Annotated in this window: 12 protein-coding genes; 1 reads left to right on the top strand and 11 read right to left on the bottom strand. The window is 63.0% G+C overall.

Annotated elements, in window-relative coordinates; translation table 11 throughout:
* Positions 1–11 precede the first annotated feature (11 nt).
* Together V9T28_RS22145 and V9T28_RS22140 are read right to left on the bottom strand one after the other, a co-directional pair.
* Positions 12–1,415 carry a S41 family peptidase gene (locus V9T28_RS22145; RefSeq protein ID WP_116401277.1) on the bottom strand — a complete coding sequence of 468 codons (1,404 nt, stop codon included), beginning with the start codon at positions 1,413–1,415 and terminating at the stop codon, positions 12–14.
* Positions 1,412–2,755, bottom strand: a complete 1,344-nt coding sequence (locus V9T28_RS22140; protein WP_116401276.1) for a murein hydrolase activator EnvC family protein — start codon at positions 2,753–2,755, stop codon at positions 1,412–1,414. The genes V9T28_RS22145 and V9T28_RS22140 overlap by 4 nt, the downstream gene beginning before the upstream one ends.
* Before the next feature lie 279 nt (positions 2,756–3,034).
* Between V9T28_RS22140 and V9T28_RS22135 the strand changes: the two genes are divergently transcribed.
* Positions 3,035–4,879, top strand: coding sequence for a monovalent cation:proton antiporter-2 (CPA2) family protein (locus tag V9T28_RS22135; RefSeq protein WP_116401275.1), 1,845 nt, complete (start codon positions 3,035–3,037; stop codon positions 4,877–4,879).
* An 81-nt stretch (positions 4,880–4,960) separates the two neighbouring features.
* On the opposite strand, the gene V9T28_RS22130 is transcribed toward V9T28_RS22135, so the two are convergent.
* The 9 genes from V9T28_RS22130 to V9T28_RS22090 form a co-directional block, all read right to left on the bottom strand.
* Positions 4,961–5,530, bottom strand: a complete 570-nt coding sequence (locus V9T28_RS22130) for a tetratricopeptide repeat protein (RefSeq protein ID WP_116401274.1) — start codon at positions 5,528–5,530, stop codon at positions 4,961–4,963.
* 85 nt (positions 5,531–5,615) lie between these two features.
* Positions 5,616–6,098: a 23S rRNA (pseudouridine(1915)-N(3))-methyltransferase RlmH gene (rlmH, locus tag V9T28_RS22125; RefSeq protein ID WP_116401273.1), complete on the bottom strand. Its 483-nt coding sequence runs from the start codon at positions 6,096–6,098 to the stop codon at positions 5,616–5,618.
* Between the two features lie 52 nt (positions 6,099–6,150).
* The gene (gene rsfS, locus V9T28_RS22120) at positions 6,151–6,531 is read right to left on the bottom strand and encodes a ribosome silencing factor (protein ID WP_116401272.1); all 381 of its coding nucleotides are present in this window, start codon (positions 6,529–6,531) and stop codon (positions 6,151–6,153) included.
* A gap of 114 nt (positions 6,532–6,645) precedes the next feature.
* A complete protein-coding gene (locus V9T28_RS22115; protein WP_116401271.1) occupies positions 6,646–7,254 on the bottom strand; it encodes a nicotinate-nucleotide adenylyltransferase in 609 nt (202 codons plus the stop codon).
* Between the two features lie 228 nt (positions 7,255–7,482).
* Positions 7,483–8,775: a glutamate-5-semialdehyde dehydrogenase gene (locus tag V9T28_RS22110; protein WP_116401270.1), complete on the bottom strand. Its 1,293-nt coding sequence runs from the start codon at positions 8,773–8,775 to the stop codon at positions 7,483–7,485.
* A gap of 11 nt (positions 8,776–8,786) precedes the next feature.
* Positions 8,787–9,362 (bottom strand): hypothetical protein, encoded by a 576-nt coding sequence (locus tag V9T28_RS22105; RefSeq protein ID WP_116401269.1) that lies wholly within the window; start codon positions 9,360–9,362, stop codon positions 8,787–8,789.
* 144 nt (positions 9,363–9,506) lie between these two features.
* Positions 9,507–10,634, bottom strand: a complete 1,128-nt coding sequence (gene proB, locus V9T28_RS22100) for a glutamate 5-kinase (RefSeq protein ID WP_116401268.1) — start codon at positions 10,632–10,634, stop codon at positions 9,507–9,509.
* Between the two features lie 431 nt (positions 10,635–11,065).
* On the bottom strand, positions 11,066–12,136 hold the full coding sequence (gene obgE, locus V9T28_RS22095; RefSeq protein ID WP_116401267.1) for a GTPase ObgE: 1,071 nt from the start codon (positions 12,134–12,136) through the stop codon (positions 11,066–11,068).
* A 102-nt stretch (positions 12,137–12,238) separates the two neighbouring features.
* Positions 12,239–13,321 (bottom strand): zinc ribbon domain-containing protein, encoded by a 1,083-nt coding sequence (locus tag V9T28_RS22090; protein WP_116401266.1) that lies wholly within the window; start codon positions 13,319–13,321, stop codon positions 12,239–12,241.
* Between the last annotated feature and the right edge of the window lie 62 nt (positions 13,322–13,383).

Here is a 13,383-nt window from a genome sequence, read left to right as displayed (position 1 = left end):
CCGGAGGTGCGTCAGTTCGGCGAATCCGTTTTCGGCGCATCGGGCTTGGCCGGATCGGCCGGCTTCGCCGCATCGGCGGCCGGAGCCTTCGCCGGATCGGGCTTGGGCGCGAATTCCGCCGCGACCTCGGCCGGCTTCTTGCCGTGCAGAATTTCCATCGCAGCGATCAATTGCTTGTCGTCCTTCGGGTCCGGCGGCACATAGGCCTGCGAGCCATGCTCTTCCGGACCGCTGTTGAGCAGGTGGCCCTTCAGCGAAGCCTCGCCCTCGATCTGGTCCTTGCCCTTCAGATCGTCCGGCACATCCTCGAGCACCTGCACGTCGGGCTCGATGCCCTTGGCCTGGATCGAGCGGCCCGACGGCGTGTAGTAGCGCGCTGTGGTGAGGCGCACAGCGCCGCCCGATTGCGGTAGCGGGATGATCGTCTGCACCGAGCCCTTACCGAAGGAGCGGGTGCCGAGGATGATCGCACGCTGGTGATCCTGCAGCGCGCCCGCGACGATTTCAGAGGCCGAGGCCGAGCCGCCGTTGACCAGGATGATCAGCGGCTTGCCCTTCGACAGATCGTGCGCGCCGGCGTTCCAGCGCTGGGTGTCTTCGGGGTTGCGGCTGCGGGTCGAGACGATTTCGCCCTTGTCCAGGAAGGCGTTCGACACGGCGATGGCCTGGTTCAGCAGGCCGCCCGGATCGTTGCGCAAGTCCACGATATAGCCCTTGAACTTGTCATCCGGAATGTCGGCGGCGAATTTCGTCATCGCATCCTTCAGACCGTCGAAGGTCTGTTCGGTGAATTGGGTGATGCGGATATAGCCGATGTCGCCCTTCTCCTCGAACTTCACCGACTTGACCCTGATGATGTCGCGGGTGAGCTTGAATTCCTTCACTTCCTTGTTGGGGCCGCGCAGGATCTTCAAGGTGATCTGGGTTTGCGGCGCGCCGCGCATCTTGTCGACCGCCTGATTGAGCGTCAGGTCCTCGACCGATTGGCCGTCGATGGCGATGATCAGGTCACCCGAGAGAATGCCGGCCTTGGCCGCAGGCGTATCCTCGATCGGGGAGACGACCTTGATCAGCTTGTCTTCCTGCTGCACCTCGATGCCGAGGCCGCCGAACTCGCCGCTGGTCTGCTGGCTGAATTCCTTATAGGCCTTGGCGTCCATGTAGGACGAATGCGGGTCGAGCGAGGTCAGCATGCCGTTGATCGCGGCTTCGACCAATTTCTGCTCGTCGGGCTTTTCGACATATTCGTTCCGGATCTTGTCGAACACGTCGCCGAAGAGGTTGAGTTGCCGATACGTATCGGAAGCGGCCGCCTGGGCGGAAGCCCCGGTAAAAATCTGGGTGTGGGTCGCAAATGACACGGAGCCCGCGCCGAGCGCCATACCAAGAACCAACAATGAAACCTTGCGCATCATCCGCGAACCTTTTCCAAGTCTGCCTTGGCCCACCAAGGGCCAGGATCAATTGCTGCCCCGTCTTTTCTGAACTCTATATATAGAATGGGCTGCGCCGCGCCAATGGCGATTGCGGCCGCGGTTCGGGCCGAACCGTCTCCCATGGTGGCGACCGGTTCCCCGGCCAACACGAACTGTCCGACATTGACGTTAATTTTTTCCATTCCCGCCAAGACGATATAGTATCCGCCACCGGCATTAATGATGAGCAATTGCCCATAGGTCCGGTAGGGGCCGGAAAAGGCCACCCAGCCGTCGGACGGCGCCGAAACACTCGCGCCCGGCCGCACGCCGACCGAAATTCCGCTCTCCTGGCCGCCAAAACCGTCCGGCGCGCCATAGGCCTTGAGCAAAGTGCCCGACACCGGCATCGGCAGCAGCCCCTTGGTCTCGGCAAAAGGCAGGGCGGGCGCGAGACGGGCCGGATCCTTGAACGGCGCGGCGGCCAGGCGCGAGCGCAGGCCGGCCGCCTCGGCGCGGCGCTGGTCCGCATCTGACTGGCGGGCCGCCTCGGCCGCCTGCGAAGCCGACGCGATCTGGGTTTCCATCTTGGAAATCAGGTCCTTGAGGCTGGTTGCCTGCTTGGCGAGATCGGCCGCGCGGGCCTGTTCGGCGCTCAAGGCCTGCTCCGCCTCGTTGAGCGATTGCTGGCGCGCGGCGACCAGCGCATTCAGCTTCGCCTGTTCTTCATTGAGACTGGCAAGATCCTTGGTTCGGCCGTCGCGCTCATTGGCGATATTGGCGCGCAGGCGCACCAATTCGCTGAGATCGGAGGTCAAGTCCTCGATTTCCTTGCGCATTTCGGGCAGGACGGCACCGAGCAGCATGCTGGTATGGATGGCGGACAGCATATCCTCCGGCCGGGCGAGCACGGCCGGTGGCGGCTTGCGGCCCATGCGCTGCAGCGCGGCCAGGATTTGGGCGATCACGTCCCGGCGGCCCTCCAGCGAATGGCGAATCGCCTCTTCGCTGCCCGTAAGCGTGGCGAGGCGCTGGTCGGCGTCGTTCACCTTGGCCTCGGCCGCATGCACTTTCGCCGCCGTGTCAATCAGCGCCGCATTGAGCCGGGCGCGGTCGGCCTTGATCGATTCGACCTCCGCCTCGATCTTCTTGCGCTGCTCCTCGGAAGCCTGCAGCGTGTCCTGCACGCCTTTCAGCTCCTGCTCGTGGCCGGATTTTTCCTTCGTCAGCGTGTCCGTCGGGCTGGCGGACGGCGCGGGGGGATTGGCCGGCGCGGGCTGATCCTGTGCCCGGGCGGCAGTGATTGAGGCGGCCAAAAGCCCGGCGAGCAGACCCGCCAAAGGTCCGCGCCAAGCCCGTGCCGATCTCTTGATTTGCCGCCGCACCAAAATCCGTTTTCTCAGCCGAATCGCCTGGCGCACGATAGCGCAAGTCGTGATTCGACCGCAAAAGCGCTGTGTGAATCGTCTCCTGCCGCGCAAAGCCGTCGCCCGCGCATCATGCGAATCGATCGGATATCAGCGAAGACGATCAAAACTGTGGCAGCACATCCCGATCGTGCGACGGTCCCGTCCGCGGCCGGCATTGACCGCACTGTCGAAAGCACGGCATGAAAAGGCATGGAACATGCGAACGGCGAATTTCTTTCAAGCTTGCTTTTGTTTCTCGGCGCGGCCGTCGTTGCCGTGCCGATTTTCAAGCGCCTCGGCCTTGGCGCCATTCTCGGCTATCTGATCGCCGGCCTCGCCATCGGGCCGTCCGGCTTCGGCCTGTTCACCAACACGACGTCGATTCAACATATTGCCGAACTCGGCATCGTGCTGCTGCTGTTCGTCATCGGTCTCGAATTGCAGCCCTCGCGCCTGATCGCCATGCGCCGCGATATTTTTGGCCTCGGCGCCTTGCAATTGGGGGTCTGCGCGCTGGTGATCGGCGGCATCGCCTCGGCGCTGGGGCTCTCGGCCCTTGGCGCCGCCATCGTCGGCATCTCGCTGGCGCTTTCGGCCACCGCCATTGCGCTGCGCGTTTTGAACGATCGCGGCGACTTGCAGGCATCCTACGGCCAGCGCAGCTTCGCGGTGCTGTTGTTCCAGGATATGGCGGTCGTGCCGATTCTCGCCTTGGTTCCACTGTTTGCCGTCGAGACGGCGGAAGTGGCGCGGGAATCCAATAGCCTGATCCATGCGGGCATCATGGTCGGGTCGATCGCCATCGTCGTCCTGGCGGGGCTCTATCTTCTCAATCCACTCTTTCGCCTGCTCGCTTCGACCGAAGCGCGCGAGGTCATGACCGCCGCTGCCCTGCTCCTCGTTCTTGGCACGGCGCTGCTGATGCAATGGGCTGGCATGTCGATGGCGCTCGGCGCGTTCCTCGCCGGCGTGCTCCTCGCCGAATCCAATTTCCGCCACGAGCTCGAAGCCGATATCGAGCCGTTCCGCGGCCTGCTGCTCGGCCTGTTCTTCATGAGCGTCGGCATGGACATCGACCGCAAGCTCGTTCTTGCCCATTGGCTTGTGCTTGTCGTGCTGGCGCTGGGGATGACCTTGGTCAAATCCGTTTCGATCGCCGCCGTGTTCCGCCTCACCGGCTCGAGCAAGATCGATGCGTTCCGCGCCGGCGCGCTCCTCTCGCCAGCCGGCGAGTTTGCCTTCGTGCTCATTCCGCTCGGCGCGAGTTACAACTTCCTGGAGCCCGACCAGGCGGCGATGGCCAAGGCGCTCGCGGCCCTGACCATGCTGTTCGGCCCGCTGGTCGCGGCGGGGATCGACCGCCTGCTCAAATATTTTGCGCCGGCGGCTGCGGTCGCGGAGCAGGACTTTTCCGATGCGCAAGGCAAGGCGCTCGTCATTGGTTTCGGCCGGTTCGGCCAGGTCGTCGCGCAGGTGCTGCGCACCGCCAATGTCGAGACCACGATCATCGACAAGGATGTCGAAATGATCGATGTCGCCGCGCGCTTCGGCACCAAGGTCTATTTCGGCGACGGGGCGCGGCTCGACGTGCTGCGGGCCGCCGGCGCCGCCGAGGTGCGCGTGATTTGCATCGCGATCGACAATCGCGCCGACACGGTCAAGATCGTCGAAATGGCCAAGGCGGAATTTCCGCTGGCGCAAGTCTATGCCCGCGCCTACGACCGCCAGCATGTCCTGGCGCTGCTCGATGCCGGGGTCGATTATCACATGCGCGAGACCTACGAGAGCGCGCTGGCTTTCGGCCATCAGACGCTCGAAGGGCTCGGGGTAGACATGGCCGAGGCGGAAGACATTATCGAGGACGTGCGCGACCGCGACGCGCGGCGCATCTCGGCGCAGCAGCAGGGCGGCATTTACGCCGGCATGGACCTGATCAATTCCAAGCGCCTGGTGAGGCCGGAGCCGTTGGAGCGACCGGAGAAAATCGGCGTCACCGTCAACCGCGACGAGATCGAAGCCGCGGAGGCGGCGAAAGAGGAAGAGGAGACGGGGTAAGGCGCTGGCGCATGCGTCTGGGCGCGGATGAAAGGCGATGGCCCCTTCCGAGGGCGGGAAATCGCCCTTTCACCGTGCCACCTATTGTTGAGTCCGCGAGCCGATCTCTTTTATAAGACGTTCGAGCTTATCTTGAGCAGGCTTAAAGCCTTGATCTGCAGCCTTGCGATACCAAAATTCTGCTTGAGAATAATCCGGCGCAAACCCAACGCCCCCGCTTTCATACACTGAACCCAGCGCACTTTGCGCAATGGCAAATCCATGTTTGGCAGCTTTCTTGTACCAAACGGCCGCCAGCAGATCGCTTCTGTCCACGCCGTGACCAAATCGATACATACCTCCGAGAAGATATTCTCCCTCCGAGTCGCCCTGCTTTGCCGCCTTCACATACCAAGAAAACGCGGCATTGTAGTCCTGAGCGGTTCCGTGCCCGTAGTCATACATCAGACCCATGTCGTCTTGAGCCTTTGCATTTCCTTGAGCGGCGGCGATCGCGCAATATTTTAGCGCGACCTCAAAGTCGCGTTTGGAAAAGGCGGCCTCGCATTGTGAGCTTTCCTCCTGAGCAAGGCCCCTGCTAAGGCTGGACAACACGATAGCGGTACAAAGTGCGATGACTTTAGCTGACGTGCGTGGGGCGGCCTTACTCAAGGGGCAGGTTCGCCGACGAAGCTAGTTAACATTTATAATGTTGTCTCGCCCTTTTAGGCGAGCTGCAAGCTCGCGGTCCAGATCATCACACCCGATGATACGGATGCCCTGCCAGAATCGTTGCAGTGCGATAGAGTTGTTCCGCCGCCAGCACCCGCACGATCTGATGCGGCCAGGTCATGGCGCCGAAGGCGAGGACGGCTTGGGCGGATTGGCGCAAATCCGGATCGAGCCCGTCGGGCCCGCCGATCACCAGCGCCAGTGCCGGGGCGCCCCGGTCGCGCTCCTGGCCGATGCGCGCGGCGAAATCTTCGCTGGAAATATTTTTGCCGCGCTCGTCGAGCAGCATCAGAACGGCACCGGGCGGCACCAGCGCGCGGATCGCTTTCGCCTCCTCGCTTTTCCGGTCCTCCGGCCGGCGCGCGCGGGATTCGTCGATCTCGCGCATGTCGAATCCGGTAAGGCCGATGCTCCGGGCGATGCCCTGCAGCCGGTCCGCATAGCGCGAAACCAACTCCCGCTCGGGCCCGGCCTTCAGCCGCCCGACTGCAATCAGCAATAGCTTCACGCCAGCTCTTTAGTTGCGACGCATGAAGGGAACTTCACACGTCATTACCGCATTACCGCGCGCGCGTCTCTTCAGGCCGGTCGCCGCCCCACATCTTTTCCAGATTGTAGAACTGGCGCACTTCGGGCCGGAAGACATGGACGATGACGTCGCCCGCATCCACCAGCACCCAGTCGCAAGCCTGTTCGCCTTCCACGCGTGGCGCGGGCAGGCCCTGCTCTTTGACTGCCTTGATGACGCGGTCGGCAATGGCGCCCACATGGGTGTTGGAGCGGCCAGAGGCGACGAGCATCGTATCGGCGAGGCTGGTTTTTCCGGTGAGGTCAATCGTGACGATGTCTTCTGCCTTGGCGTCGTCGAGGCTCGTCAGAATGTTCCGCACAATGAGTCCGGCCGCAGGGCTATGGCTGGGGGCCGGTTGAGAGGGCGTCATGCCCGCTCGGTCAAGAACCGTGATGGACAGTGCTTCAATCCTCAAATTAGCGAGTCGCAAACCCGCGACTCAGAATGTAGGCTCGAAACCTTAAAGTTTCAATGACACGAAAGGTTATGCGAGTCCCTTGCCAGCTTCGCGCAGCGCTGTCGACGACAAAGGCGAGCGCGGCCCGTGCAAAAAGACAAAAGCCGGGGTGGCGTGGCCGGGCAGCAACATCGCGTCGCTTTCGTCGAGCCGGTGGCGGGCCAAAACATGGCCCGCCTGCCCGCCCCCTGCGCGCAGGGTCGAATCGGGCCGGTCGATCACGGCGATCGGGATGAGGGCGGCGATTTCGCGCCAATGCTGCCATCGATGAAACTGCCGCAGATTGTCGGCGCCCATGAGCCAGACGAAATCGACCTGCGGACAATGACGCTTCAGCCAACACAACGTGTCGTAGGTGAAACGCGTGCCGATCTGCGCCTCAAAACCGGTGACATCGATGCGCGGATGGTTCGCCACGAGCTTCGCGGCCTGCACGCGCGCCGCAAGCGCAGGCAAGTGGCCATTCGACTTGAGCGGATTGCCGGGCGTGACCATCCACCACACGCGGTCGAGGCCGAGGCGTTTCAGCGCGATGAGCGAAGCGAGCCGATGGCCCTCGTGCGGCGGATTGAACGAGCCGCCGAAAAGACCGATGCGCATGCCGGGCGCGTGGGCGGGAAGACGGGGGAGGGTCATGAAAAGGATTGTGAAAAAAGATGCCGCGCGGACCCTTCTCCCCGCAAGCGGGGGGAAGGTGTCCCGAAGGGACGGATGAGGGGCAGCCACGACGTTGCGAGATTTGCGCCGGTGGCTGTCGGACAGCGATAATTCATCCGTGCGCCCCTCATCCGTCGCACTTCGTGCGCCACCTTCTCCCCGCTTGCGGGGAGAAGGGTTTGCGCTTCATCATCGCAGCAAAATCACTCACCCGCGCACCTGTCCGGTGCCGCGCACCATGTATTTGAACGAGGTCAATTGATCGACGCCCACCGGCCCGCGCGCGTGCATGCGGCCAGTGGCGATGCCGATTTCGGCGCCGAAGCCGAATTCACCGCCATCAGCAAATTGCGTCGAGGCGTTGTGCAGCACGATGGCCGAATCCACTTCGCGCAGAAAGGCTTCTGCCGCAGCGCGATCCTCGGTCACGATGCAATCGGTGTGATGCGAGCCATAGGTCTCGATGTGATCGACCGCGCCGTCCAAACCATTCACCACTTTCACGGAAATGATGGAGTCGAGATATTCGGTGCGCCAATCGTCTTCCACCGCCGGCGTGACGCGCGTATCGATCTGGCGCGTCGCGTCATCGCCACGTACGCCGCAGCCGGCGTCGAGCAGCATGCCGACCAAAGGCGCGAGACACGTTGCGGCACAGGCCTGATCGACAAGCAAGGTTTCCGCCGCGCCGCAAATGCCGGTGCGGCGCAGTTTCGAATTGAGCACGATGGTTTTTGCTCTTTCGAGGTCAGCCGCTGCATGGACGAAAATATGCACGATGCCTTCGAGATGCGCGAAAACCGGCACGCGCGCTTCGTCCTGCACGCGCGCGACAAGGCTTTTGCCGCCGCGCGGCACGATCACGTCAAGGGTGCCGCCGAGGCCTTTGAGCATTTCGCCGACGGCGGCGCGGTCGCTCACCGGCACGCGGCTGATCGCGGCATCGGGCAGGCCCGCGTGGCGCAGACCATCGACTAGGCACGCGTGAATGACGCCGGAACTGCGGAAGCTTTCCGAGCCGCCGCGCAGAATGGCGGCATTGCCGGCCTTCAGGCACAGGGCGCCGGCATCGGCGGTGACATTCGGGCGGCTCTCGTAGATCACGCCGATCACGCCGAGCGGCGTCGCGACGCGCGAGATCTCGAGCCCGTTCGGGCGGGTGAAGGTTTCGAGCACCCGGCCGACGGGATCGGGCAAGGCGGCAATGTCCTCGACACCATTCGCCATCGCCTCGATGCGCGCGGCATCGAGCGTCAGCCGGTCGATGAAGGACCCGACCGTGCCGCGCGCCTTGGCGTCGACGACATCAAGGGCATTGGCGGCGAGAATCTCGGGTGCGCGTGCGCGCAAGGCGGCGGCGGCGGCCATGAGCGCGGCGTTCTTCTGGTCGGCGCTCGCCAGGCTCAGGGCGCGCGCGGCTTTCCGCGCCGCCTGCCCGAGGCCGAGCATCAGGGCGTGGATGTCGTGATCCGGCTCAACCGCCTTCAGGATCGCACTCATCAAATGTCCGTTCAAACCGTCAAAAAACGCCGCCGCTCGATGGTGAGCACCATGATGCTGTTGGCCGTCATAAGATAGAGCGGAAAGGCAAGGGACGCAAAAGTCCAATGCTCGATCACCGGCAAGGCGCTGAGCGAACTGCAGACCGCCAGGGCGAAGGGCACGGGGGTTTCACTGTCCGGATGGGTCCAGGTCTTGAACAGGGTCGGCAGCAGGGCTGCGCCGTCGCTCAGCACCGCGAACAGGATGGCGATATCGGGATCCTTGGTGATCTGCCACAGGATCAGTGCCAGAAAGGAAAAAACGCCGCAGGCATAGTCGCGCGGCCGCGGCACCCAGGTGGAATGGTGCGTCAATAGCGCGACGCACGTGACGCAGAGCGGCCCGAATCCGGCCATGAAGACCGGCAGGACCGCCCAGGTGACGCCGGAATAGAGTTCCGCCGCAACGCCGATCAGCGGCGCGAGCGCCCACATGATCCAGGTGACGAGATTGGGCTGGACCCGGCCGGCGAGGATGGCGCGACAATAGCGCCACGTGCCGATCAGGTTCAGGCAAGACCCCAGGAGAACGATGAAATGGCTCATGCGAACGGACCAGAGGTAAATGGACCGCGGGCTTCCAGCCCGCATGACGAGGCGCCGGGATGTTCGGGGATTGGATGGAGACTGAGGAAACGCATCTGAACTTACCGGCTGCCTTTTTCTGCGGCCTGGAAGGCCGCGCTCCATTCACTCACCCGCGAGGACCATGTCGTCACGGTGAATCATCTCGGCGCGGCCGGTAAAGCCCAGCACCGTTTCGATCTCCTGGCTTTGCCGCCCCTTGATCTGCTCGGCGTGCAGCGCGTCGTAGGCGACAAGGCCGCGGCCGATTTCGCGCCCCAACGCGTCGCGGATCGTCACGCAATCGCCGCGCGCGAAACTGCCGTCGATGCGGGTGACGCCGGCCGGCAGCAGGCTCTTGCCCTGGCGCAGCGCCCGCGCCGCGCCGGCGTCGATATGCAACGTGCCGCGCGGCTCCAACGAGCCGGCGATCCATTTCTTGCGGGCGGTGACGGGGTTCGACGGGGTGAGGAACCAGGTACAGGGCTCGCCGTCGGCGATGCGCCGCACGCAATGCAACTCGCGGCCATCGGCGATGACCATATGGGCGCCGCCGGTGACGGCGATCTTGCCTGCCTCAATCTTGGTGCGCATGCCGCCGCGCGACAATTCGGAGGCCGCGCCCCCCGCCATCGCCTCGATCTCGGCGCTGATGCGCGGCACGAGCGGGATGAGCTTGGCATTGGGATCGCTCTGCGGCGGCGCCGTGTACAGGCCGGTGATGTCGGAGAGCAGAATGAGCAGGTCCGCCGAGGCCATGGTGGCGACGCGGGCGGCCAGCCGGTCATTGTCGCCATAGCGGATTTCGCTCGTCGCGACCGTGTCGTTCTCGTTGATTACTGGAACTGCACGCGCCTCCATGAGGCGGGCGAGCGTCGCACGGGCGTTCAGGTAACGCCGGCGCTCTTCGGTGTCGCCGAGGGTCAGCAGAATCTGCCCGGCCGTGATGCCGCGGCTGCCGAGCGCCTCGGCCCAGGTCTTGGCGAGCGCAATCTGCCCGACGGCGGCGGCGGCCTGGCTGTCCTCGAGCTTGAGATCGCCGGGCGGAAATTTGAGCACAGTGCGGCCGAGCGCGATGGCGCCGGAGGACACGACAAGCACGTCGGCGCCGGCCCGATGCAGGCCGGCAAGATCGTCGGCCAAGGCATCGAGCCAAGCGGCGCGCAACGCGCCTTTGGCGCGATCGACAAGGAGTGACGAGCCGACTTTGACGACGATGCGGCGGAAGGAGGAGAGGCGGGGGAGTTTGGTCATGGGGGAGCGTCGAACGGGAGCACGAAATCAACAAGGACGGCAAAAATGACGAGGCTGAAGAAAACGCACAGCAAGATCCAATCAAATGTAGGACCCAGCATACCATCAGGCGTTTTGTCTCTTAATTCTTGTAGACGTCGCGCCCAAAAAGGCCGCTCGTATAGAGAAGAACTCCAAAGAAATGGGCTTAGTGGCATCATAATGAGAAACGCGCCAAATATCACTTTTGGCGTTTCAATGTGTCTTGCAAGCGCTACGCTCAGTAAAAATAAGATCGCGTTTATCGTGCTACAAATGTAGCACCAATACTTAGTTATTTGAGGAATTTCATCGCGTTTATAGGAAGAAGTGCGGCAATTTATTTGGTCTAGCCACGGGGGACCCTTCGGCAGAAGATCTTTTAATCGGGTCATATCCAGCCTCGATTCGCCCTACGGTCGCCAGTCCTGCTCGACTGCGGCGCGTTTCTCCGGCTCCTTCGCCAAATCAATCACCTGCTGCAGCGCGCGCAAGGTCTCCACCACATGGGTGTTGGTGGCGGATGAGAGCGTGATCGGGGCACGCGGCTTTTCGCCGTCCTCGAGCGCCGGGCCGCTCGATTTGATCGCGCGCTTCAGCCGGTCCATTTGCTTTTTCAAGGTCTCGGCATCCACCGTGTCAACGCGCGACAGCGCGACGATTTCGGGCTTCGCCTCGAGCCCCTGGCCATAGGCTTCGAGCTCGCCGCGCACGGTCTTGTAGGCTTTGCCCGCGTGGTCGCCGGCCGCATCGATCAGATGCAGCATCACCCGGCAGCGCTCGATATGGCCTAGGAAACGGTCGCCGAGGCCGAGGCCTTCATGCGCGCCCTCGATCAAGCCGGGGATGTCGGCCAGCACGAATTCGCGCCCGTCGTTGCGCACGACGCCAAGGCCCGGGTGCAGCGTGGTGAAGGGGTAATCGGCGATCTTCGGCTTGGCGGCGGAGACGGTTGCGAGGAACGTGCTCTTGCCCGCGTTCGGCAGGCCGATCAGCCCGGCATCGGCGATCAGTTTCAGCCGCAGCCAGATCGTCATCTCGATGCCCAACTGGCCGGGATTGGCGCGGCGCGGCGCCTGATTGGTCGAAGTCTGGAAATGCGCATTGCCGAAACCGCCGTTGCCGCCCTTGGCGAGAACGACGCGTTGGCCGATCTCGGTGAGGTCGGCGATCAGCGTCTCGTTGTCCTCTTCGAAGATCTGCGTGCCGGCCGGCACTTTCAGCACCAGATCGGCGCCGCGCGCGCCGGCGCGGTTCTTGCCCATGCCGTGCACACCGGTCTGCGCCTTGAAATGCTGTTGGAATCGGTAATCGATGAGCGTGTTCAGGCCCTGCACACATTCGGCCACGACATCGCCGCCGCGGCCGCCGTCACCGCCGTCCGGCCCGCCGAATTCGATAAATTTTTCGCGCCGGAACGACACGCAGCCGGCGCCGCCGTTGCCCGAGCGGATGTAGATTTTTGCTTGATCGAGGAATTTCATGGCCTTCCCCTAGAGAAGTCTCGGGGAAAGCGCAAGAAATCCGTTACGGGCCGACCGGGACTGCGCCCTCGCAAGGCCGCGGTCCCAGTGAAGTTACGACGGTTAGGTTGGCGCCTGCTGCGCGCTGGAGGCGGGCGCTCCCGGTGCCGTTTCGGCCGGTGTGCCGCATTTCATACAATAGCGGAAGAAGGCCAGTTTTCGGGTATCGCAAGATTTGCAGGTGTCAAACAATTGCATCCCGCAATGGACGCAATAATTGGCCAGTACATCGCCCGTCGTCGCCACCGGCCGTTCGCAGCCGGGGCAGATATTGGCGGACATTTTCCGCAAGGCGTCCTCGTATTTGATCGATTGTTTGCGCTCGACCTCGGCCTTCTGTTCGTCGCTGGCCCGTTTGGCCAGATAAACTTGCATCCATTTGATGAGATAATGGCTGGCGATGATGGTGAAGACAATGCCGACCACATAGCGGACGTAGCCGCCATAGCTCGGCAAATAAGGGACAAGCTCAAAGAAGAATGCATAAAAGGCGAAGAGCGCGAAGCCCCGCATCAACGGCCAATAGGCGCTTTGCCGCTTTTTCAGGATGAACCAGCAGGCGAGGAGCAGCAACGGCAAGGTGAAAGCCAAGCGCAGGCCAAAGACTTTCAGGTCCCGCACGGATTGCGCGTGTTGCGCCAGGGCTTCGGCAGCCGCGCGTATTATTTCCTGGCGCTGTTCGAGCGCGCTGAGATCTTTTCCAATCGCGACACGCTCGACATTGAGCCCGTCCATCACGCGCTCGGCGCTGCGAACTTTATCGTTCAGGCCGTCAAGTTCTTGCGTGCGCGCGATCACTTCCGGATCTTGGCTCGCGTTTGCCGTCACGCCGCGCGTTGCCAGCCAATTGTCAAAAGCTTCGCGCTTGGAAGTATAATCTTTGCCGATCGTCTGGAGCGCCACGCCGGCTGCATCGCTCTTTCCCTGATTTTCCGTCGACCGTGCCGCGACTTTGGCGCGCTCCGCATCGATCTGCGCCTGCGCACCCGGATCGATAAATTGCTCGACCGAGATCTCCTGCTCGGTCAGGGGCAAATCGCCCAGCACCAATTGGCCGAAGCCCAATAAAAATGCTGCGAAAGCCAGCGAAACGGCCCACATCGCAATTCTGAAGGCCCGCTCAGGCGTGAACAAACGTTTGAACATGGCGGCCTCCACTGGTGCAACAACACACTACAAGCTTCGGTCCCGTGGGCAAGGTGCCGCAC

The sequence above is a fragment of the Methylovirgula sp. 4M-Z18 genome (assembly GCF_037890675.1).
Lineage (GTDB): Bacteria > Pseudomonadota > Alphaproteobacteria > Rhizobiales > Beijerinckiaceae > 4M-Z18.
The sequence above is the reverse complement of the archived record's forward strand: the minus strand, read 5'-3'. Positions and strand labels throughout refer to the sequence as shown.